Source organism: Burkholderia multivorans ATCC BAA-247, from assembly GCF_000959525.1.
GTDB classification, from domain to species: Bacteria; Pseudomonadota; Gammaproteobacteria; order Burkholderiales; family Burkholderiaceae; genus Burkholderia; species Burkholderia multivorans.
Genome location: NZ_CP009832.1, coordinates 2287684 through 2309092, shown reverse-complemented (window position 1 = coordinate 2309092; position 21409 = coordinate 2287684). Strand labels below are relative to the sequence as shown.

The 21409-nt window shown below is 64.3% G+C and carries 18 protein-coding genes, 1 tRNA gene and 1 pseudogene; 14 read left to right on the top strand and 6 right to left on the bottom strand.

Annotation, left to right across the window (positions count from 1 at the left end; translation table 11 throughout):
* The first annotated feature begins 46 nt into the window (after window positions 1-46).
* Window positions 47-2332 carry an NACHT domain-containing protein gene (locus NP80_RS23095; protein WP_006408201.1) on the top strand — a complete coding sequence of 762 codons (2286 nt, stop codon included), beginning with the start codon at window positions 47-49 and terminating at the stop codon, window positions 2330-2332.
* Window positions 2333-2609: 277 nt separating this feature from the next.
* On the opposite strand, the gene NP80_RS23090 is transcribed toward NP80_RS23095, so the two are convergent.
* A complete protein-coding gene (locus NP80_RS23090) occupies window positions 2610-3413 on the bottom strand; it encodes an inositol monophosphatase family protein (RefSeq protein ID WP_006408202.1) in 804 nt (267 codons plus the stop codon).
* A 276-nt stretch (window positions 3414-3689) separates the two neighbouring features.
* Here NP80_RS23090 and NP80_RS23085 point away from each other — a divergent pair, with 276 nt between their 5' ends.
* Together NP80_RS23085 and cysE are read left to right on the top strand one after the other, a co-directional pair.
* Window positions 3690-4514 (top strand): RNA methyltransferase, encoded by an 825-nt coding sequence (locus NP80_RS23085; RefSeq protein WP_006408203.1) that lies wholly within the window; start codon window positions 3690-3692, stop codon window positions 4512-4514.
* Window positions 4515-4690: 176 nt separating this feature from the next.
* Window positions 4691-5464, top strand: a complete 774-nt coding sequence (gene cysE, locus NP80_RS23080; RefSeq protein ID WP_006408920.1) for a serine O-acetyltransferase — start codon at window positions 4691-4693, stop codon at window positions 5462-5464.
* A 34-nt stretch (window positions 5465-5498) separates the two neighbouring features.
* Here the strand turns inward: cysE and NP80_RS23075 are convergent, their stop codons facing one another.
* From NP80_RS23075 to NP80_RS23060, 4 genes are all read right to left on the bottom strand, one after another.
* Complete coding sequence (locus NP80_RS23075; RefSeq protein ID WP_006408939.1) at window positions 5499-6299, bottom strand: UDP-2,3-diacylglucosamine diphosphatase; 801 nt, start codon at window positions 6297-6299, stop codon at window positions 5499-5501.
* A gap of 23 nt (window positions 6300-6322) precedes the next feature.
* Window positions 6323-6814, bottom strand: coding sequence for a peptidylprolyl isomerase (locus NP80_RS23070; RefSeq protein ID WP_006401897.1), 492 nt, complete (start codon window positions 6812-6814; stop codon window positions 6323-6325).
* A gap of 88 nt (window positions 6815-6902) precedes the next feature.
* Window positions 6903-7478, bottom strand: coding sequence for a peptidylprolyl isomerase (locus tag NP80_RS23065; protein WP_006408922.1), 576 nt, complete (start codon window positions 7476-7478; stop codon window positions 6903-6905).
* 41 nt (window positions 7479-7519) lie between these two features.
* Window positions 7520-8242 (bottom strand): tetratricopeptide repeat protein, encoded by a 723-nt coding sequence (locus tag NP80_RS23060; RefSeq protein ID WP_006408207.1) that lies wholly within the window; start codon window positions 8240-8242, stop codon window positions 7520-7522.
* A gap of 232 nt (window positions 8243-8474) precedes the next feature.
* Between NP80_RS23060 and cysS the strand changes: the two genes are divergently transcribed.
* From cysS to tilS, 4 genes are all read left to right on the top strand, one after another.
* Complete coding sequence (gene cysS, locus NP80_RS23055; protein WP_006408927.1) at window positions 8475-9872, top strand: cysteine--tRNA ligase; 1398 nt, start codon at window positions 8475-8477, stop codon at window positions 9870-9872.
* A gap of 43 nt (window positions 9873-9915) precedes the next feature.
* Window positions 9916-10797, top strand: a complete 882-nt coding sequence (locus NP80_RS23050) for a DNA-3-methyladenine glycosylase family protein (RefSeq protein WP_006408928.1) — start codon at window positions 9916-9918, stop codon at window positions 10795-10797.
* A 102-nt stretch (window positions 10798-10899) separates the two neighbouring features.
* Window positions 10900-11871 carry an acetyl-CoA carboxylase carboxyltransferase subunit alpha gene (locus NP80_RS23045; RefSeq protein ID WP_006408210.1) on the top strand — a complete coding sequence of 324 codons (972 nt, stop codon included), beginning with the start codon at window positions 10900-10902 and terminating at the stop codon, window positions 11869-11871.
* Between the two features lie 46 nt (window positions 11872-11917).
* Window positions 11918-13324 (top strand): tRNA lysidine(34) synthetase TilS, encoded by a 1407-nt coding sequence (gene tilS, locus NP80_RS23040; RefSeq protein ID WP_006408211.1) that lies wholly within the window; start codon window positions 11918-11920, stop codon window positions 13322-13324.
* 116 nt (window positions 13325-13440) lie between these two features.
* On the opposite strand, the pseudogene NP80_RS31925 reads toward tilS, so the two are convergent.
* A pseudogene (locus NP80_RS31925) lies at window positions 13441-13684 on the bottom strand (hypothetical protein).
* Between NP80_RS31925 and NP80_RS23035 the strand changes: the two are divergent.
* The 7 genes from NP80_RS23035 to cyoD all read left to right on the top strand — a co-directional run bounded on the left by NP80_RS23035 (window position 13667) and on the right by cyoD (window position 21390).
* Window positions 13667-14917 (top strand): aspartate kinase, encoded by a 1251-nt coding sequence (locus tag NP80_RS23035; protein WP_006408212.1) that lies wholly within the window; start codon window positions 13667-13669, stop codon window positions 14915-14917. The pseudogene NP80_RS31925 and the gene NP80_RS23035 overlap by 18 nt on opposite strands.
* Window positions 14918-15030: 113 nt before the next feature.
* Window positions 15031-15124, top strand: a tRNA-Ser gene (locus NP80_RS23030).
* A gap of 632 nt (window positions 15125-15756) precedes the next feature.
* Window positions 15757-17286, top strand: a complete 1530-nt coding sequence (locus NP80_RS23025; RefSeq protein WP_035945832.1) for a complex I subunit 4 family protein — start codon at window positions 15757-15759, stop codon at window positions 17284-17286.
* 265 nt (window positions 17287-17551) lie between these two features.
* Window positions 17552-18439, top strand: coding sequence for a ubiquinol oxidase subunit II (gene cyoA / locus NP80_RS23020; protein WP_035488290.1), 888 nt, complete (start codon window positions 17552-17554; stop codon window positions 18437-18439).
* A gap of 3 nt (window positions 18440-18442) precedes the next feature.
* Window positions 18443-20449, top strand: a complete 2007-nt coding sequence (gene cyoB, locus NP80_RS23015; protein WP_006408938.1) for a cytochrome o ubiquinol oxidase subunit I — start codon at window positions 18443-18445, stop codon at window positions 20447-20449.
* Window positions 20449-21057, top strand: a complete 609-nt coding sequence (gene cyoC, locus NP80_RS23010) for a cytochrome o ubiquinol oxidase subunit III (RefSeq protein WP_006408936.1) — start codon at window positions 20449-20451, stop codon at window positions 21055-21057. Before cyoB ends, cyoC begins: the two co-directional genes overlap by 1 nt.
* On the top strand, window positions 21058-21390 hold the full coding sequence (gene cyoD / locus NP80_RS23005) for a cytochrome o ubiquinol oxidase subunit IV (RefSeq protein ID WP_006402937.1): 333 nt from the start codon (window positions 21058-21060) through the stop codon (window positions 21388-21390).
* The last annotated feature ends 19 nt before the right edge of the window (window positions 21391-21409 follow it).

The following is a 21409-nucleotide window of genomic DNA, read 5'->3' as shown; positions in this document are numbered from 1 at the left end:
ATTCAAAGCAATGCCCGCTACGGCACACATAAGAGAGGAATTGGACATGACCGCACGCCTCCCAGAGGACGAGACTGCCGGTGAGTTTGAGCAGCGAGGGGTTGAACTGGCGCGCGCGCTCCACGACCCATCCGGGGTCCAAGGTTCATTGATGATAAACGGGCGAGAACGTGATGGGGTATTTGTTTCCCACGAAGACATTAACGCCTATGAGTTCACACTCTTGCGTACCAAGGACAAGGCAGAGAAGGACGCAGCCAAGTTGGTGGAGCTTCTCAACCACCTCTCCAAAGATCCGGAAAATTCGATTAAGCCCGCGACCGGATGGTTCGTTACCCGGGAGGAGCCAACGGCCGACCAGCGGACAGCAGTCGCTACCATCGCGCGGAAGGCTGGCCGCCAAGTCCATGCGATCAGCATCGCTCAGATGTACAAGCGGATCTGCAACTCTGAGATGTATATTCAGGGGCGCGACAAAGCTCCGTTTGGAAGCGTTGCTTTTACACCAGAGGTATCTGGCAAGCCAGTTCGCGTGCCTGTTCGGTTAGTTGACTCCAACGGTGGGACTTTATCGACCGACGATGTCGCAAGAGCGCTAGCGAAGGGCCACCGAACCTTGATTGTTGGAGACTACGGGGCGGGAAAAAGTCATGCGTTGCGCGACATCTATTCATTCCTTCGCAAGGACCACTTCCGCCACGGTCATCTCAACCCCTTCCCGATTCACATCAATCTTCGAGATTGCGTGGGGTTAAGGACGCCCGCAGAAATCCTCCGCCGTCATGCCGAGGAGATTGGGTTTGACCACGCCAATGGCTTGATTTCCGCGTGGCGCGCAGGCCTGTGTGTACTGTTACTAGACGGTTTCGACGAGGTGCTGCCCACTAGATGGCTTGGGAGCGTAACAGACCTAAAGCGCGTTCGGTGGGAGGCTCTCGCTCCAATCCGCCGTCTTGTCGATGAAACTCCGGCTAGTGCCGGTGTGGTGGTAGCTGGCCGCTCCCATTACTTCTCTGGACAGGCGGAAATGACCGATGCGCTTGGATTCAAGTCTCGCGAAGTCTTGTCCATGGTCGATTTCGATGAGGAACAGCTCGCCGACTATCTGCGGCAATCCGGTGCGACTTGGACACTACCTGACTGGGTGCCTACGCGCCCCCTTCTTCTTGGCTACCTGGTCTCTCTGGGCAAAGATACTTCTGGAGCAATTGCGACGTCCGTGAGTCGCGAAAAAGGGTGGCGTGCATTCCTTGATGCCATTTGCGTACGTGAAGCGAAGATGTTCACTGCGGTACGCCCTGAGATCATTAGCCAAATTCTTTCACGTGTCGCTACGATTGCCCGAGGAGGCACATCGGCAATTGGACCAATTTCGACAGACCAGCTCCGCGCGGCCTTCGTCTCGGTAAATGGATTTCAACCCGACGAAGAAGGCATTCAAGTTCTTCTTCGGCTGCCAGGCCTTACAGCGTCGTTTGGTCCTGGCGGAGAGGAGATGCGCTCGTTCGCAGATGAAGACTTGGCGGAAACCGCCTATGGGCTCGATCTGGCGGCTTTCGTCCTCAACCCCTACGACGAAACAAACCCGCTTGCGAGCCCTGCGTCATGGGTGAATGCATCTTCTGGGTTGGGTGGGGAGGTTGCCGCAGGTCGCCTCCTGGCGGACTCCCAGTCAGTTGGCGTGGTGTCAGCAGCCATAACAAAACGTCAGAAAGCTGGGAAATTCGACGCCGTGCTTGCAGACCTGCTCACCGTAGTCGCAGCCATGCCCAGCAATGGGCTAAAGATAGAAGGGAATCTCCTCATCGCAGGCGTTGCGTTCGAAGAGCTCCAGGTCGCCGAGAACCCGCTGTATGGCGGTACGACTTTCCAAGACTGCCTCATCGAGCGCCTCGACATGAGTGGAATCGATGAAGATTCGCTAGTCCCACACTTTCAAGGTTGCGTCATTTCACACATGGAAGGACTCGCCGGTATTCCGGAGTGGCTCAAGTCCAACTTCGCAAACACCGAGGTTGAGCGCTTTAGCACTGCGGCCCAGACGACCGCCGGAATCATGCAACTCAAGATCGACCGCGAGTCGCGAATCGCATTGACCGTGCTAAAAAAGGTTTTCGTCCAACGTGGCTCCGCTCGACAAGAGGGGGCGCTCAGTCGCGGCCTTACCCCCACCGACCGAGCGTTCGTGCCAAGTGTTCTCGCAGAACTTGTATCGAAAGGGTGGATCCGCAAGGATGATTCCGGTGGCAATGTCCTCTATGTAGGATCCAAGAATCGGCGCAAGGAGGCCCTCCGCGCACTGGAGGCTCCTACCGAGTTCCGACTTCAATAGGCAGAGCCGGCGTCGGTTCGGGATGAGATACCGCTTGGAATGTAGTGGGACTGTCCGATGGCGGGAAGCCGTCGCGGTCCGCCTGAAATATCAATATCGGTATGGAAGCTGGCTGTACGAGAGCGAAAGTACTTCCCGCGCGGACCCAGACGCAAAACATATCGCCGGCAGCCCTTTGGCAGGCCTTACGGCCAGGCCACACTACATAGCCGCCAAAACCCCAACGGCCCGTGCCGCTCGAAGCGGACACGGGCCGTTGCGACACGCGCGAGCGCAGTTACTCCGCGGCTGCGCGCATGCGGCTGTAGCGGTTCAGGATCGGAATCATCTGCGCATAGATCTTCGGATTCGCGGCGACGATTTCATGGCGATGCAGGAAGTCCGAGTCGCCGAGGTAGTTGCCGACGAGGCCGCCCGCTTCGGTGATCAGCAGGCTGCCCGCTGCCATGTCCCACACGTTGATGCCCTGTTCGAAGAACGCGTCGAGGCGGCCGGCTGCGACGTTCGCAAGATCGAGCGCGGCGGCGCCCGGGCGACGCAGGCCCGTGCACGCTTGCGTCATTTCCGTGAACAGGCGCGCGTACGCATCGAGACCGTCCTTTTCGCGGAACGGGAAGCCCGTGCCGACCAGCGCGTCCGACAGACGATCGCGGCGACCGACGCGGATGCGGCGATCGTTCAGATAGGCGCCCCGGCCGCGCGTGGCCGTGAACAGGTCGTTCTTGTTCGGATCGTAGACGACGGCCTGCGTGATCACGCCCTTGTGCTCGAGCGCGATCGACACGCAGTAGTACGGGAAACCGTGGATGAAGTTCGTGGTGCCGTCGAGCGGATCGATGATCCAGCGGAATTCGGATTCGTTCTCCGATTCGCCCGATTCCTCCGCGAGCACCGCGTGGTCGGGATAGGCGGTCTTCAGCGTCTCGATGATCGCGTCTTCGGCGGCCTTGTCCACTTCGGTGACGAAGTCGTTCTGCTGCTTCTTGCGGATCTCGATCAGATCGAGATCGAGGGACGCACGGTTGATGATCTGCCCGGCGCGGCGCGCAGCCTTGACAGCGATATTGAGCATGGGATGCATGAGCCTGGATCCTGTAGCGGGCGGCAGATGCCGCCGGAAGTGGAACAACCGCCCGGACGGCACGAGCGTGCCGGGCGACATGAGACGCGAATTGACAAAGAGCGGTACGACCCGCGCCGCATCGACGGCGGCGCGTAACGGCATGATTTTACCCGATTTTCGCCGGTTCTATGAGAGCGGAATACGGGCAAACCCCCACTGGCCGTTCGGCCACGTGGGTTTGCCGCGCCGATGGCGATACCATACGGCCATTCTGACGAATCGAGTCGTATGGTAGTGGAAACCTTGCAGAACACCGCTGTGCCGCCCGCGTCCGGTGCGGCGCCGTCCCGGTCGCCGTCCGGCGGCTTCACGTCGACACGCTTCGTGCTGGTCGAACCGAGTCATCCCGGCAACGTCGGCGCGGCCGCGCGCGCCTTGAAGACGATGGGCTTTTCGCGCCTCGTGCTCGTCGCGCCGCGCGTGCCGCACGTGCAGAGCGACCCGGAGGCCATCGCGATGGCAAGCGGCGCCGACGACGTGCTCGCATCCGCGCATGTCGTGCCGACGCTCGGCGAGGCGCTGTCCGGCGTGCAGTGGTCGATCGCGCTGACCGCGCGCACGCGCGAATACGGGCCGCCGCGCCTCGCGCCGCGCGCTGCCGCCGCCCATGCACGCACGCAGGTCGAGAGCGGCGACATCGCGCTCGTGTTCGGCAACGAGCGCACCGGGCTCGCGAACGAGCATGTCGAGCAGTGCAGTGCACTCGCGCATATTCCGGCGAATCCCGCATATAGCTCGCTGAACCTCGCGCAGGCGGTGCAGGTGCTCGCTTACGAGTTGCGCGTCGCATTTCTCGAGCAGACGAGCGAGCCGGCGCAACAGCCGGCGGCCGATACGGGGGCGCTCGCGCAAAGCGACGAGATCGAACGGATGTATCTGCATCTCGAAAATGCGCTGATCGCGCTCGATTTCCTCGATCCGCGCAATCCCAAGAAGCTGATGCCGCGTCTGCGGCGCCTGTTTGCGCGCACGGGCCTCGAGCGCGAGGAAGTGAACATCCTGCGCGGCATCGCGAAGCACATCCTGCTGAAGTCGCGCACGCCGGACGGCGGCTCATAACCGCGTCGGCGCCGCCGGCGCAAATACCCGCGCCGCCGACGGGGAGAACGCGCGGCGTCGTGCGGGCGCGCGCGACTGGCCCTACAATCGCCGGACGTCATAAGCAAATGACCCGGCGCGATAACGGCCGGCCATCGCCGGCGTGGTGCGCCGGCATATTTCCGATCCGATCGATCATGTTCACGAAACTGCGCGAAGACGTTGCGACGATTCGCGAGCGGGATCCCGCCGCTCGCAGTGCCTGGGAAGTGCTGACCTGTTATCCGGGTCTGCATGCGCTCGTGCTGCATCGTTTCGCGCATGCGTGTTGGCGCGCGAAGCGCTACTGGCTCGCACGCTTCGTCTCGCAGGTCGGGCGCTTCCTGACCGGCATCGAGATCCATCCGGGCGCGACGATCGGCCGCCGCGTGTTCATCGACCACGGCATGGGCGTCGTGATCGGCGAGACGGCGATCGTCGGCGACGACTGCACGATCTATCAGGGCGTGACGCTCGGCGGCACGTCGCTTACGCGCGGCGCGAAGCGTCATCCGACGCTCGAAGCAGGCGTGATCGTCGGTGCGGGCGCGAAGGTGCTCGGGGGCTTCACCGTCGGCGCGGGCGCGAAGATCGGTTCGAACGCGGTCGTCGTGAAGCCGGTGCCCGCGGGCGGCACCGCGGTCGGCAATCCGGCGCGCATCGTCATGCCGGCGCAACCGAAACCGCAGCCCGAGCGCGCCGCGTTCTGCGCCTACGGGATCACGCCGAATGCCGACGATCCGATGTCGCTCGCGATACACGGCCTCATCGATCATGCGGCGAAGGAGAGCCGGCGCGTCGACGAGATCGTCACGGCGCTCGAGCGGCTCGGTACGCATCTGGAAACGTTGCAGGGTGCGGACGCCGCGCGCCTCGATCTGCACCGCCTGTCGGCGGTGCTCGAAGGCAAGGCGGTCGAACGGCAGGCGTGACGCAGGCGGCGGGCGCCGGCCCGCCGATGCAATTTCAGTCGAGCGGCATCGGATGGATGCCGTCCGCGTCGACGCGCAGATAGCCGCCGCGCTGCGCGCCGTGATCGAGATCCCAGTCGGGCAGCACCCAGCGCACGCCGTCCGCTTCGACGTGGCGGGCAGGGCGGTGCGTATGGCCGTGAATCATCACCTTCGCGCGGCCCTTGCGGAACAGCGCGGCGACGCCTTCGCGCGTGACGTTGTAACGCGGCGACACGGGCCGCATGCGGCCGGCTTCGCTGTCCGCACGCATCCGCTGCGCGAGTGCGCGGCGCCAGCGAAACGGCCAGGCGAGGAACAGCCACTGCGCGACGCGATTGCGCGCGAAGCGGCGAAACAGCTGATAGCCGCGATCGGCGGTGCATTGCGCATCGCCGTGCGTCAGCACGATGCGCTGGCCGAATGCCATGATCAGCGAGGGGTCTGGCAGCAGCATCGCGCCGGCGGCCTTCATGAAGCGGCGCCCGAGCAGAAAGTCGCGGTTGCCGTGCATCACGTAGAGCGCGATGCCGCGCTCCGAAAACGTATGCATCAGCGCAGCCATGCGCGCGACGAACGGATCGTCGTCGAGCATGTCGTCGCCGATCCAGTATTCGAACAGATCGCCGAGGATGAATACCGAGTCGGCGCTGTCGGCGGTGTATTTCACGAAATGCTCGAACGCGGCGACCGTCTTCGGAATCGCGTCGCTCAAATGCAGATCGGACAGAAACAGGAACGGGCGTGCGGCGTGCGCGGTTTCGCGCTCGCCCGGCACGCCCGCGGAGACGCTTCGCGGCGGACTCTCCTGCAGCATCGAAGTGCCTCCGGTCCCGTGCGTCAGACGACGACGGCCTTCTCGATCACGACGTCGTCGGTCGGGACGTCCTGATGGAAGCCTGCGTTGCCGGTCTTCACGCCCTTGATCTTGTCGACGACGTCCTGGCCTTCGACGACCTTGCCGAACACGGCGTAGCCCCAGCCTTGCGGCGTCGGCGACGAGTGGTTCAGGAAGTCGTTGTCGTTCACGTTGATGAAGAACTGGGCGGTCGCCGAATGCGGATCGTTGGTGCGCGCCATCGCGATCGTGTACTTGTCGTTCTTCAGGCCGTTGTTCGCCTCGTTGTCGATCGGCGCGTCGGTCGGCTTCTGCTTCATGCCCGGTTCGAAGCCGCCACCCTGGATCATGAAGCCGTTGATCACGCGGTGGAACACGGTGCCGTCGTAGTGGCCCTTCTTCACGTAGTTGAGGAAGTTCTCGACCGTCTTCGGTGCCTTCGCGGCGTCGAGCTCGAGCTTGATCACGCCGTGGTTCGTGTGCAGTTCAACCATGATGAATTCCTTCGATGAGGCGGTTTAAATGGCACGCGGCCGGTCGTGCGACGCGGCCGCGTGAGATGCCGGACGGACCGGCAGGGTTTTACTTCGAGACGATGCTCGCCGATTCGATCACGACCGGCTGCGCGGGCACGTCCTGCATCGGGCCGCGCGACGTCGTCGGTACGGCTTCGATCTTCTTCACGACGTCGAGACCCGACACGACCTTGCCGAACACCGCATAGCCGTTGCCGTCCGGATTCGGGTAGTCGAGGCCGCTGTTGTCGACCGTGTTGATGAAGAACTGCGCGGTCGCGGAATTGGGATCGCTCGTGCGGGCCATTGCAATCGTGCCGGTCAGGTTCTTCAGACCGTTGCGGCTTTCGAGCAGGATCGGCGCGCGCGTCGGCTTCTCGTCGAAGTTCGCCTTGTAGCCGCCGCCCTGGATCATGAAGCCCTTGATGACGCGATGAAAGATCGTGCCGTTGTACTGGCCGGCCTTCACGTAATCGAGGAAGTTCGCGACGGTCTTCGGCGCCTTCTCCGGATACAGTTCGACGCGGATGTCGCCCTGCGAGGTCTTCAGCTGCACGACGGGGTGCGCGGTGGCCGTTTGCGCGAACGCGGGCGCGGTCGCGAGAAGGGCGGCGCCGCCAAGCGCCAGCAACAGACGTTTCATTGCGATCCTCAGGTTGGAATGAAAGGAAGGGGCCGCGCCGCTTACTGCGACGGCGCGACGTACGGCGCCGCGAGTGCGCCCGACGGGCCGCTGAACTGGAACGTCGGCGACAGCGGCAGCGTCGTGGTGCTCACGTTCGCGGCGGCGCGATCGGTGTATTCGCGCGTGGACGGCACGACCGCGCGTGCGGCCGGCGCGGATTTCGGCGGCGATACGATTTTCTGGATGTCGGCGAGGCGCTGTGCCGTCGCGCCGCTCGTGCGGCCGAGCGATTGTGCGCGCTTGTACGATTCGGCTGCGAGGCGCAGGTACAGGTCGCCGAGATTCTCGTATGCGAGCGAATAGCCGGGGTTCGCTTGCGTCGCGGTGACGAGCGCGGCGCGCGCTTCGTCGTACCGGCCGTGCTTCGCATACAGCGCCGCGAGATTGTTGTACGGCTCCGGCAGTTCCGGATAGGCCTGCGTGATCGCGACGAACTGCTGGATCGCGTCGTCGTCGCGATTCAGGCGGGCGAGCACGGTGCCGCGCTTGAACTGCGCCTGCACGTCGTGCGGGTTCGCGGCGATCCGCGCATCGAGCTGCGCAAGCGCCTGCGTCCACTGCTTGCCGGCGATCGACGCGTCGATTTCGGGGGTGCCGTCGGCGGTCGCCGGGGCCTTTTGCGCGTGGGCGGCGGGCGCTGCGAACAGCGTCAGCGCGACGCCCATGACGGCGGTCGCAACGAGGGTCGCAGCGCTCGGCGCGCGGCCGCGATGAGGTTTCATAGGCGTAAATCGGAATGTTATACTCCGACCCATTCTAACAAAACGTCTGCGCGTTCCGGCGAGCCGCAGACAGTCTTTCTTTGCCTCTCGTGGCCGTCACCGCTGTGCTTGCAGCCTGACCGCCCCATGTGATATCGAGGATGCCCGGCGTCGCACCGCAGCAGGGCCCGTCCGTTTCGCATGCAGGGCGAGTTTTGCCAGGGCGGTTTCCTTCGGCTCACGGTTCATCTCTATGGAATCACTGCGCATCTACAACACGCTCGCGCGTGACAAGCAAGTTTTCGTGCCGCGCCAGCCTGGCGAAGTGCGGATGTACGTATGCGGAATCACCGTGTACGACTATTGTCACGTGGGCCACGCGCGCATGCTGGTCGTGTTCGACCTCGTCCAGCGCTGGCTGCGCGCGATCGGCTACCGCGTCACGTACGTGCGCAACATCACCGACATCGACGACAAGATCATCCGCCGCGCGGTCGAGAACGGCGAGACGATCAAGTCGCTGACCGATCGCTTCATCGATGCGATGCACGAGGACGAAGACGCACTCGGCATCCAGCGGCCCGACATCGAGCCGCGCGCGACGCAGTTCATTCCGCAGATGCTCGGGATGATCGAGCGGCTGGAGGCGAACGGCTACGCCTATCAGGCGACCGACGGCGACGTCAATTATTCGGTGCGCAAGTTCGCGAACTACGGAAAGCTGTCGGGCAAGTCGCTCGACGATCTGCGCGCGGGCGAGCGTGTGGCCGCGAACGATGCCAAGGAAGACCCGCTCGACTTCGTGTTGTGGAAGCGCGCGAAGGCGGACGATCCGGAAGGCGCGTCGTGGGAATCGAAGTACGGAATGGGCCGGCCGGGCTGGCACATCGAGTGCTCCGCGATGGGCTGCACGTTGCTCGGCGAGCATTTCGACATTCACGGCGGCGGCCAGGATCTGCAGTTTCCGCACCACGAGAACGAGATCGCGCAGAGCGAAGGCGCGACCGGCCAGACGTTCGTCAACTACTGGCTGCACAACGGCTTCGTGCAGGTCGACAACGAGAAGATGTCGAAATCGCTCGGCAACTTCTTCACGATCCGCGAAGTGCTCGAGCGCTACGACGCCGAGGTGATGCGCTTTTTCATCGTGCGCACGCACTATCGTTCGCCGCTGAACTACAGCGACGTGCACCTCGACGATGCACGCGCGTCGCTCACGCGTTTGTATACGGCGTTGAAGGACGTCGAGCCCGATGCGCTCGCGCTCGACTGGCGTGAACCGCACGCGCAGCGTTTCGCGGCGGCGATGAACGACGACTTCAACACGCCGGTGGCGATCGCGACGCTGTTCGAGCTGGCGGGCGAAGTGAACCGCACGCGCGATGCGTCGCTCGCGCGGCAGTTGAAGCAGCTCGCGGGCCTGTTGGGCCTGCTCGGCCGCGAACCGCGCGCGTTCCTGCAGCAGGCGTCCGGCGCCGCGCAGGCGGGCGCGCTCTCGGTCGACGAGATCGAAGCGAAGATCGCCGCGCGTGCCGCGGCGAAACGCGCGAAGGACTATGCCGAAGCGGACCGGATTCGGGCGGAACTGCTCGACGCCGGCGTCGCACTTGAAGACAAACCGGGCGGATCGACCGAATGGCGTCGCGTATGAGCGCGGTGCGTTCCACTGACCGATCCGTCGGGTAGGAGGCAGGATGGCAACGGCCAGAAAAGCGCCGGTCAGGCGCGCGACTCCGGTCGCCGCGCGTCCGGCAGCCAGACGCGCGCCGGCAGCGAAGACGGACGCGGCGCGTGCCGTGCCGAACGGCGCGCTCAACGGTCATGTGCAGCCGGCGGCGAAGCACGCGCGTGCGAAGGGCGCGGAACCCGCGCAGCCGGATCACGCGATGCAGGCGGTCGACGCGACGCGCAAGGCGCGCGCGGCCGATGCGGCGGCCGACGGCGAGGATGACGTCGTCGTGCGTCCCGCATATTGGGACAAGGCGTGCGCCGATCTCGTCAAGCGCGACCGCATCCTGAAGAAGCTGATCCCGAAGTTCGGCCCCGCGCATCTGGTCAAGCGTGGCGATTCGTTCGTCACGCTCGCGCGCTCGGTCGTCGGGCAGCAGATCTCGGTGCCGTCGGCGCAGTCGCTGTGGGCGCGCATCCAGGCCGCGTGCCCGAAGCTCGCGCCGCAGCCGGTGATCCGGCTCGGGGCGGACAAGCTGATCGCCTGCGGGCTGTCGAAGCGCAAGACCGAATACATTCTGGATCTCGCGCAGCACTTCGTGTCGGGTGCGCTGCACGTCGACAAATGGACGTCGATGGAAGACGAGGCCGTGATCGCGGAACTCACGCAGATCCGCGGGATCAGCCGCTGGACGGCCGAGATGTTCCTGATCTTCAACCTGTCGCGGCCGGACGTGCTGCCGCTCGACGATCCGGGCCTGATCCGCGCGATCAGCGTCAATTACTTCAGCGGGGAGCCCGTCACGCGCAGCGAGGCGCGGGAAGTCGCGGCGAACTGGGAGCCGTGGCGCACCGTGGCCACCTGGTATATGTGGCGCAGCCTCGACGCGCTCGATGCCGGCGCGTGACGGCGGCTATCGAATTTTAAACATCAATAGTTGAGAGCCGGTTTTGCGTGTCGGCCGCGCGGGTAGAATACGCGCTGCCGCAAGACCCAAGGATTCGAACACATGAAGACCACGTTTCTGGATTTCGAACAGCCGATCGCCGAACTCGAGGCCAAGATCGAAGAGCTGCGATTCGTGCAGGACGACTCGGCTGTCGATATTTCGGAAGAAATCGAGCGGCTGTCGAAGAAAAGCCAGCAACTGACGAAGGACCTGTACGCGAACCTGACGCCGTGGCAGGTGTCGCAGATCGCGCGGCACCCGCAGCGCCCGTACACGCTCGATTACGTCGCGGAACTGTTTACCGATTTTCACGAGTTGCACGGCGACCGCGCGTTCGCGGACGATCTGTCGATCGTCGGTGGCCTGGCCCGCTTCGGCGGCCATCCCTGCATGGTGATCGGTCACCAGAAAGGGCGCGACACGAAGGAGCGCGCCGCGCGCAACTTCGGCATGCCGCGTCCGGAAGGCTATCGCAAGGCCGAGCGCCTGATGCGTCTGGCCGAGAAGTTCGGGCTGCCGATCTTCACGTTCGTCGATACGCCGGGTGCATATCCGGGCATCGGCGCGGAAGAGCGTGGCCAGTCGGAGGCGATCGGCCGCAATCTGTACGTGATGGCCGAATTGAAGACGCCGATCATTACGACGGTGATCGGCGAGGGCGGTTCGGGCGGTGCGCTCGCGATCGCGGTGGCCGATACCGTGATGATGCTGCAGTTCTCGACGTACTCGGTGATCTCGCCGGAAGGCTGCGCGTCGATTCTGTGGAAGAGTGCCGCCAAGGCGCCCGAAGCCGCGGAAGCGCTCGGGCTGACCGCGCATCGCCTGAAGGCGCTCGGCCTGATCGACAAGATCGTCAACGAGCCGCTCGGCGGCGCGCATCGCGATCCGAAGGGAATGGCCGCGCTGCTGCGCCGCGCGCTTGCCGATTCGCTGCGCCAGTTCCAGGGCATGAGCATCGACGCGCTGCGCGAGCGCCGCTTCGAACGCCTGATGGCGTACGGCAAGTTCAAGGAAACCACGCCGGGCGCATGACCGGCTGCGTACCCGCTGCGCGCGTCACGATGCGCGCATCCGCCTCGTGATCCCGCCGAACCAATACTCCGCCGACCGTGTCGTCCTCGATGCGGTCGGCGTTGCGCTTTCCGGTGTGCCGGACGGCGCGCGGATCGCGATCGCGTATAGCGGCGGTCTCGATTCGTCGGTACTGCTGGACGCGGCCGTGCGCGTGGCCGGCGCGTCGCGCTGCGTCGCACTGCACGTCCATCACGGCCTGAGCGCGAACGCCGACGCGTGGGCTGCACATGCGCGCGAGCAGGCCGCGCGGCTCGGTGTGGCGTTCGAGGCGATGCATGTCGACGTGCCGCGCGACAGCGGCGTCGGCATCGAGGCGAGTGCGCGCGAGCGTCGCTATGCGGCGCTCGACGCGATGTGCGCACGGCACGGCGCGGCTGCGCTCTGGCTTGCGCAGCATGCGGACGATCAGGCCGAAACCGTGCTGCTGCAACTGCTGCGCGGTGCAGGGATAGCCGGACTCGCCGCGATGGCGCCGCGCTATCGGCCCGATGGCGCGTCCGTCGAGCGTGTGCGGCCGCTGCTGCGATTGTTGCGTGCGCAACTGGAGCGTTATGCGGCGGAGCACGCGCTGTCGTGGATCGACGACGAATCGAACGCCGATACGCGCTATGCGCGCAACGCACTGCGCATCGACGTACTGCCGGCGCTGGCCGTGCATTTCCCCGGCTTTCGCGACGCGCTCGGCCGCGCCGCACAGCATGCGGCGGCGGCGCAGCGGCTGCTCGACGATCTGGCCGAGCTGGATTTCGTGGCGGCCGCGCGCGACGACGGACGTGCGTTGTCGCGCGATGCGCTGATCGCGTTCGACGACGTGCGCGGCGCGAACCTGCTGCGCTACTGGATGCGCCGGCTCGGCTTGCCGGGCGCGTCGGCCGCGCGGCTGGCCGACATGATGCGCCAGCTGCGCGACGCGCACGATGCGCATGCGCTGCGCGTCGATCATGCGGGGCAGTGCCTGCGCCTCTATCGCGATACCGTTTACTGGGAAGCCGGCGACAGCGCGGCGCCGCGCGACGACGGCACCGGCACGCCGCACGCGGACGCGTCGCTCGCGTGGGACGGCCAGGAGATCTGGCATCTGCCCGGCTGGCGCGGCACGTTCGTGTTCGCGCGCGCCGACGCCGGCAGCGACGACGCGCTGCCCGAGACGTTGCTGCGCAGCGCGCCGCTGATCGCGCGCGCACGCGCGGGCGGCGAACGGATGCGGATGTGGCCGGACGGCCCGAGCCGGACGCTGAAGAACCTGTTTCAGGAGCGCGGCGTGCCCGCGTGGCAGCGCGACGTGCCGCTGCTGTTCGCGGGCGACCGGCTGATCTACGTGCCGCGGCTCGGCGTGAACCGCGATGGCGTGCCGCAGGGCGGCCACGCATGGCGCCGAATCGAATGGCGGCCCGACCTGCTGATCGCGTGACGGCGACCGGTCGACAACGGCGCGCCGCGCGGCGCTGTCGGCCGCACCGGTAAAGGGCGCCGGAACACGCGCGGACGCGGCCGGCGGCTTGTCAAGCGGGCGTCTATCGGGTACGCTCAGGCGTTTGCTCGGCTCGATTTTTGAGCGATTTGTGCAGGTTTTCCGCGTGACGTACCCGGTTTGCGCGGCCTGATCGGCCTTCCGGGCAAACTCCGTCACGCTTGCGTGTTGCGTCCCAGCCGTTCCCCTCGTCGTCCGTCCAGAGCCACAAGCCGCGTGACTGAACGGCAACGCGGTCTGTCCAGCGCGCCCGTGCGGTCTCTTCTCCAGTTCAGAACGACAATGGCACTCATCGTACACAAATACGGCGGCACTTCGATGGGCTCGGTCGAGCGCATCAAGAACGTCGCGAAACGCGTCGCAAAATGGCATCAGGCCGGGCACCAGATGGTGGTCGTGCCGTCTGCGATGTCCGGCGAAACCAACCGTCTGCTCGGTCTCGCGAAAGAGATTTCGAGCCAGCCGAGCCCGCGTGAGCTCGACATGATCGCGTCGACCGGCGAGCAGGTCAGCGTCGGTCTGCTGTCGATCGCGCTGCAGGAAATCGGCGTCGAAGCCGTGAGCTATGCCGGCTGGCAAGTGCCGATCAAGACCGACAGCGCGTTTACGAAGGCGCGCATCCACTCGATCGACGACGAGCGCGTGAAGGCCGATCTGAACGCCGGCAAGGTCGTGATCATCACGGGCTTCCAGGGCGTCGATCCGGACGGTCACATCACGACGCTGGGCCGCGGCGGCTCGGACACGTCGGCGGTGGCGGTCGCGGCCGCGCTCGGCGCGGAAGAGTGCCTGATCTATACGGACGTGGACGGCGTGTATACCACCGATCCGCGCGTCGTCGAAGAGGCGCGTCGCCTCGATCGCGTGACGTTCGAGGAGATGCTGGAGATGGCGAGTCTCGGCTCGAAGGTCCTGCAGATCCGCTCGGTCGAATTCGCCGGCAAATACCAGGTGAAGACGCGCGTGCTGTCGAGCCTGACCGATCCGCTGATTGCGCTCGACGAAGAAATGCGCTCGGGCACCCTGATTACTTTTGAAGAAGACGAGACCATGGAAAAGGCAGTCATTTCCGGCATCGCGTTCCAGCGCGACGAAGCACGCATTGCGGTGATGGGTGTGCCCGACAAGCCGGGCATCGCGTATCAGATTCTCGGCCCGGTCGCCGACGCGAACATCGACGTCGACATGATCATCCAGAACCAGAGCGTGCAGGGCAAGACGGACTTCACGTTCACGGTCGGCCGTGGCGACTATCAGAAGGCGATGGACATCCTCACGAACCAGGTGAAGGGCCACGTGAACGCCGAGCAGGTGCAGGGCGATCCGAAGGTGTCGAAGGTGTCGGTCGTCGGCGTCGGCATGCGTTCGCACGTCGGTGTCGCGAGCAAGATGTTCCGCACGCTGTCGGAAGAGGGCATCAACATCCAGATGATCTCGACGTCGGAAATCAAGATCTCGGTGCTGATCGACGAGAAGTACATGGAGCTCGCCGTCCGCGCGCTGCACAAGGCGTTCGAGCTCGAGCAGGCGTGATGAAATTTTCGTGATGCGTTGAAGAAAATGCATCACGGAAATTGACGTGCGGTTCGAAACCCTATATTATCTCGTTCTCGTCGCACTGCCTCCCTGGTGCGAGCGAAAGTTTGGGAGACGTGGCCGAGAGGTCGAAGGCACTCCCCTGCTAAGGGAGCATCTGGGCCAAAACCTGGATCGAGGGTTCGAATCCCTCCGTCTCCGCCAGCAATGGCGGAACAAGCCCCGCAAGTTTTCGGACTTGCGGGGCTTTTCTTTTTCCGGCCGCGCAATCGGTTCGGTGTCCGCAACGATCGGGTGATCGCATGGACTCGATTCCGATGCCGCGCGCCCGGCCTTGCATCGCGAATGATGTCCGATGCCCGATTCAACGTCCGTGTGCGCGCGTCATCGTGCCGAGCAGTGTCCGACGCACGATGCCTGGTTGATTGAAATTGATTTGCAAGTTTTGATGTAAGCATCCGGGCACCGCATGACGCCGTGCAATCGCCGCGCCGCATCCCGCTTCCCGCGTCGCCTACACCCCACCCGATGGACAAAAATGCGGCATCGCACCGGTTCCATTGATCTGTACGTCGCAGAAATACAAAAAATTACACATAAAAATCAGCAGGTTGCCGAGACGGCCGCAGAACACCCACTGCTGCGCTGCAAAAAATAATCAGCCGTTTTATGCTGGTTAACCCGATAGCGCTTTGAGCGGCATCAAGCTTCCGCGAGATGTCGCTTTACATTTTGCCAACACTGGCGATTCACGAAATCTACCTGTCGTTTCGGTTTCGTTTCTTTCGTCGCGCCTGTCGTCCGGCGGCGCGCGCCATCCTCAAGGCCTTGTTGACATGCATGATTTTCCCTTTCTGAGCCTGGCGATCTGGGCTCCGATCCTGTTCGGTGCGTGCCTGCTGCGCGCCGGGTCCGACCAACATCTGCAGCGGACGCGCCTCATCGCGCTGATCGGTGCGATCGCGGGGCTCGCCGCGGTGGTGCCCATCGTGGCCGGTTTCGATCCGCACTCGGCGGCGATGCAGTTCGTCGAAAACCGCAACGGCTTGTCGGCGTTCGGTGCCGGCTGGCGCACCGGTGTCGACGGCGCGTCGCTGTGGCTCGTCGTGCTGACCGCCTTCACGACGCTCGTGGTCGTCGTCGCATCGTGGCAGGCCGTCACGGTGCGCGTCGCGCAGTATTACGCGTCGTTCCAGATCCTCTCGGGGCTGATGATCGGCGTCTTCGTCGCACAGGACGGGCTGCTGTTCTTCATCTTCTTCGAGGCGACGCTGATCCCGCTGTACCTGCTGATCGGCACGTGGGGCCGCGAGCATCGCGTGTACGCGGCCGTGAAGTTCTTCTTCATCTCGTTCGCCGGATCGCTGCTGCTGCTGATGGCGATGCTGTACCTGTACGCGAAATCGCACACGTTCGACATGGCCGCGTGGCGCACGCTGCAGCTCGGTTTCGCGCCGCAGCTGCTGGTGTTCCTCGGCTTTTTCGCGGCATTCGCGGTCAAGGTGCCGATGTGGCCGGTCCATACCTGGCTGCGCGACGTCTACACCGACGGCCCGACCGGCGCGGCGCTGATGCTCGCGATGCTGAAGCTCGGCGGCTACGGTTTCCTGCGCTTCGCGCTGCCGATCACGCCCGACGCGAGCCATTTCTTCGCGCCGGCCGTGATCGCGCTGTCGCTGTTCGCGATCGTCTATGCGAGCCTGCTCGCGCTCGCGCAAACCGATTTCGGCAAGCTGCTCGCGTATTCGACGGTTGCGCACATGGGCATCGTCACGCTCGGGCTGTTCCTGTTTAACCGGATCGGCGTCGAAGGCGCGATCGTGCAGCTCGTGTCGTACGGCTTCGTCGCGGGCGCGATGCTGCTGTGCGCGAGCGTGCTCGTCGATCGCACGAAGCAGCGCGAGATGACCGCATACGGCGGCGTCGCGAGCGCGATGCCGCGCTTCGCGATGTTTGCCGTGCTGTTCGCGATGGCGAACGTCGGCCTGCCGGGCACGTCGGGCTTCGTCGGCGAATTCATGGTGATCATGGGTGCGATCCGCGTGAACTTCTGGATCGGCGCGGCCGCCGCGCTGACGCTGATCTTCAGCGCGTCGTACACGCTCTGGATGCTCAAGCGCGTCGTGTGGGGCAGGGCGCCGAGCGCGAGCATCGCGAAGCTCGTCGATCTGAGCGGCCGCGAGATCGCGATGTTCGCGTCGCTCGCGCTGATCGTGCTCGCGGTCGGCATCGATCCGAAGCCGTTCACCGATGCGATCGATCCGACCGTCGGCCGCCTGCTCGCGGATGCGAGCCGCTCGAAACTGCCGGCCGGCGACGATACGGCGCCCGCGCAGCCGGCTTACATGGCGGCCGCTCACGACTGAACGAGTCCCGCGTGCGCCGCGTACGCGCGGCGCGTGAATACCGTTGCATGCACATCGATCTCGGTCCGGCGCGACGTGCGCCGGATCGGCCTGCGCACGTGCGCCATCACCCCGCGACACTTTGACTCACGACAGATTCTGCAATGATGATTTGCCGCCGCCATCGGTTTTTCATCGTGCTCGCGCGACGTATGATGCGGCCACTTTCGTGGATCGAATGCGCATCGGGCAGACGCAACGATTCCAATGACTCTCGGGCGGTGTGATGAAAAGAAGAGCTTCAAGAGGCTGGGCAACGCTGATGTCGATCGGCGCGGTACTCAGCCTGTCAGGATGTAATTTAGATGTACTGAATCCGAAAGGAAGTGTGGGGGCGGCGGAAAAGTCGCTGATCGCGACGTCGACGTGGGCGATGCTGATCGTCGTCGTGCCGGTGATCCTGCTGACGCTGTGGTTTGCGTGGCGGTATCGCGCATCGAATCGCAACGCGACGTATGCGCCCGACTGGTCGCATTCGACTGCGATCGAAGTCGTGATCTGGACGGTCCCGACGCTGATCATCCTGTTCCTCGGCGTGCTCACGTGGAAGACCACGCACGAGCTCGATCCGTACAAGCCGCTCGAGTCGTCGGTGAAGCCGATCGACGTCGAGGTCGTCGCGCTCGACTGGAAATGGCTGTTCATCTATCCGGAGCTCGGCATCGCGTCGGTGAACCAGCTGGCGATTCCGGTCGGCACGCCGGTGAACTTCCGCATCACGTCCGATTCGGTGATGAACTCGTTCTTCATTCCGCAGCTGGGCGGCCAGGTGTACGCGATGGCGGGCATGCAAACGCGCCTGCACCTGATCGCCGACGAGCCGGGCAATTATGCCGGCACGTCCGCAAACTTCAGCGGCCGCGGCTTCTCGGACATGAAGTTCCGCACGCTCGCGGAGCCGCGCGAACAGTTCGACGCGTGGGTGCAGAAGGTGAAGGCCTCGCCGGACCGGCTCGATGCGACGGTGTACGGCCAGGTCGCGCAGCCGAGCGAGAAAGCGCCGGTGCGCTACTTCTCGTCCGTCGATCCGCGGCTCTTCCACAACATCATCGCGAAATACAACGACGGCCACGTCCTCGATCTGAAGGACGCCGCCTGCGGCACGAAGGGGTAACGCATGTTCGGCAAACTCACACTCTCGGCGATCCCGTTCGATCAGCCCATCATCATGGGGGCCGGCGCCTTCATGGGGCTGGTCGTGCTGGGCATTCTCGCCGCACTGACGATCACCGGCCGCTGGAAATGGCTGTGGACCGAATGGCTGACGACGGTCGACCACAAGAAGCTCGGCGTGATGTACATCATCGTCGCGCTGATCATGCTGCTGCGCGGCTTCGCGGACGCGATCATGATGCGCATGCAGCTCGCGCTCGCGTACAACGCGCCCGGCTATCTGCCGCCGCATCACTACGATCAGATCTTCACGGCGCACGGCGTGATCATGATCTTCTTCATGGCGATGGTGTTCATGGTCGGCCTGATGAACCTGATCGTGCCGCTGCAGATCGGCGCGCGCGACGTCGCGTTCCCGTTCATCAACTCGCTGAGCTTCTGGATGACGGCCGTCAGCGCGATCCTGATCAACATCTCGCTCGTGATCGGCGAATTCGCGCAGACGGGCTGGCTCGCGTATCCGCCGCTGTCCGAACTACAGTTCAGTCCGGGGGTAGGGGTCGACTACTATCTGTGGGCGCTGCAGATTTCCGGCGTCGGCACGCTGCTGACGGGCGTGAACTTCTTCGTGACGATCATCAAGATGCGCGCGCCCGGCATGACGCTGATGAAGATGCCGGTGTTCACGTGGACGGCGCTCTGCACGAACGTGCTGATCATGGCGTCGTTCCCGATCCTGACGGCCACGCTCGCGCTGCTCGGTCTCGACCGCTACCTCGGCATGCACTTCTTCACGAACGAAGCAGGCGGCAACGCGATGCTGTACCTGAACCTGATCTGGGCGTGGGGGCATCCGGAGGTGTACATCCTGATCCTGCCTGCGTTCGGCATCTTCTCGGAAGTCATTGCGACGTTCTCGAAGAAGCCGCTGTTCGGCTACAAGACGATGGTGTACGCGACCTGCGCGATCATGGTGCTGTCGTTCCTCGTCTGGCTGCACCACTTCTTCACGATGGGCTCGGGCGCGAACGTGAACGCGTTCTTCGGGATCATGACGATGATCATCGCGATTCCGACCGGCGTGAAGGTGTTCAACTGGCTGTTTACGATGTACCGCGGCCGGATCCGCTTCACGACGCCCGTGCTGTGGACGATCGGCTTCATGGTCACGTTCACGCTCGGCGGGATGACGGGCGTGATGATGGCGATTCCGGGCGCGGACTTCGTGCTGCACAACAGCCTGTTCCTGATCGCGCACTTCCATAACGTGATCATCGGCGGCGTGCTGTTCGGCTATCTCGCGGGCTTCAACTACTGGTTCCCGAAGGCGTTCGGCTTCAAGCTGAACGAGACGCTCGGCAAGGCCGCGTTCTGGTTCTGGCAGGTTGGCTTCTACGTCGCGTTCGTGCCGCTCTACGTGCTCGGCTTCATGGGCATGACGCGCCGGCTGAATCACTACGACAACCCGGCATGGCATCCGTGGCTGCTCGTCGCCGCGTTCGGCGCCGTGCTGATCGCGATCGGCATCGCGTGCCAGCTGCTGCAGCTCGTCGTCAGCATCCGCAACCGCAACTTGCCGGCATACCGCGACACGACCGGCGATCCGTGGGGCGGCCGCACGCTCGAATGGGCCACGACGTCGCCGCCGGCCGAGTACAACTTCGCGGTGATTCCGCAGGTGCGCGCGCTCGACGCCTATGCGGACATGAAGGCGCGCGGCGACACCCGCGCGAACCCGGCCGCGATCCGCGATATCCACATGCCGTCGAACACCTGCGCGGGTCTCGTGATCGGCGTATTCAGCCTCGTGCTCGGTTTCGCGCTCGTGTGGCACATCTGGTGGCTCGCGATCGCCGGGCTCGTCGGCATCGTCGCGACGCTCGTGATCTATAGCTCGCGCGACAACGACGGGTACTACATCCCGGCGTCGACCGTGCGCAAGACCGAAGACAAGCAATCGTCGAAGCGCGCGATCGCCCGCGTCGACGACGTCGAACTGGAGGCCAACTGATGTTGCAAAAAACCTTGAGCGCCACGCTGCTCGAGCACGACGACCATCCGCCGTCGCATTCGGTGTTCGGCTTCTGGCTGTATCTGATGACCGACTGCGTAATCTTCGCGGCGCTGTTCGCGACGTTCGCGGTGCTGGGCAACCAGTATGCGGGCGGCCCGACCGCGAAGGACCTGTTCGACATTCCGGGCGTCGCGATCGAAACGGCCGCGCTGCTGCTCTCGAGCATCACGTACGGCTTCGCGATGCTCGCCGCCTACAAGCAGCGCCGCGGCGCGCTGCTCGGCTGGCTCGCGGTGACGTTCGTGCTCGGCGCGGCGTTTCTCGCGATGGAACTGCGCGAGTTCTCGCAGCTGATCGCGGAAGGGGCCGGCCCGCAGCGCAGCGCGTTCCTGTCCGCGTTCTTCACGCTGGTCGGCACGCACGGGCTGCACGTGACGGCTGGCCTGCTGTGGATGATCGTGCTGGCCGGGCAGATCGTCGCGCGCGGCGGCGACCTGACCGATCGCGATCTGCGGCGCCTGACGTGCCTGAGCCTTTTCTGGCACTTCCTCGATATCGTGTGGATCTGCGTGTTTACCTTTGTCTATCTTGCGAGCGTGATCTAAATGGCCCATTCGCATTCGTCTCAACTCGAAGAAGGGCACGGCAGCGTCGGCAGCTATGTTGCCGGCTTCATCCTGTCGGTGCTGCTGACGGCCGCGTCGTTCGGCCTCGTGATGGGCGGCGTGCTGTCGCCGCATGCGTCGCTCGTCGCGCTTGCCGTGCTCGCGTTCGTGCAGATCGTCGTGCACCTCGTGTATTTCCTGCACATGAACGGCTCGTCGGGCCAGCGCTGGAACGTGATGGCGTTCAGTTACACGGTGCTGACCGCGGCGATCCTGATCGTCGGCACGTTGTGGGTGATGCACAACGTCAGCATGAACATGATGTCGCGCTGAGCGTCAGCGCGACGCGCGG

Bases quoted from the DNA above. Each gene is read 5' to 3' on its own strand.
- NP80_RS23095 (WP_006408201.1), top strand. From the start codon at position 47: ATGACCGCACGCCTCCCAGAGGACGAGACTGCCGGTGAGTTTGAGCAG.
- NP80_RS23090 (WP_006408202.1), bottom strand. From the start codon at position 3,413: ATGCATCCCATGCTCAATATCGCTGTCAAGGCTGCGCGCCGCGCCGGG.
- cysE (WP_006408920.1), top strand. From the start codon at position 4,691: ATGTTCACGAAACTGCGCGAAGACGTTGCGACGATTCGCGAGCGGGAT.
- NP80_RS23075 (WP_006408939.1), bottom strand. From the start codon at position 6,299: ATGCTGCAGGAGAGTCCGCCGCGAAGCGTCTCCGCGGGCGTGCCGGGC.
- NP80_RS23070 (WP_006401897.1), bottom strand. From the start codon at position 6,814: ATGGTTGAACTGCACACGAACCACGGCGTGATCAAGCTCGAGCTCGAC.
- NP80_RS23065 (WP_006408922.1), bottom strand. From the start codon at position 7,478: ATGAAACGTCTGTTGCTGGCGCTTGGCGGCGCCGCCCTTCTCGCGACC.
- NP80_RS23060 (WP_006408207.1), bottom strand. From the start codon at position 8,242: ATGAAACCTCATCGCGGCCGCGCGCCGAGCGCTGCGACCCTCGTTGCG.
- cysS (WP_006408927.1), top strand. From the start codon at position 8,475: ATGGAATCACTGCGCATCTACAACACGCTCGCGCGTGACAAGCAAGTT.
- NP80_RS23050 (WP_006408928.1), top strand. From the start codon at position 9,916: ATGGCAACGGCCAGAAAAGCGCCGGTCAGGCGCGCGACTCCGGTCGCC.
- NP80_RS23045 (WP_006408210.1), top strand. From the start codon at position 10,900: ATGAAGACCACGTTTCTGGATTTCGAACAGCCGATCGCCGAACTCGAG.
- NP80_RS23035 (WP_006408212.1), top strand. From the start codon at position 13,667: ATGGCACTCATCGTACACAAATACGGCGGCACTTCGATGGGCTCGGTC.
- NP80_RS23025 (WP_035945832.1), top strand. From the start codon at position 15,757: ATGCATGATTTTCCCTTTCTGAGCCTGGCGATCTGGGCTCCGATCCTG.
- cyoA (WP_035488290.1), top strand. From the start codon at position 17,552: ATGAAAAGAAGAGCTTCAAGAGGCTGGGCAACGCTGATGTCGATCGGC.
- cyoB (WP_006408938.1), top strand. From the start codon at position 18,443: ATGTTCGGCAAACTCACACTCTCGGCGATCCCGTTCGATCAGCCCATC.
- cyoC (WP_006408936.1), top strand. From the start codon at position 20,449: ATGTTGCAAAAAACCTTGAGCGCCACGCTGCTCGAGCACGACGACCAT.
- cyoD (WP_006402937.1), top strand. From the start codon at position 21,058: ATGGCCCATTCGCATTCGTCTCAACTCGAAGAAGGGCACGGCAGCGTC.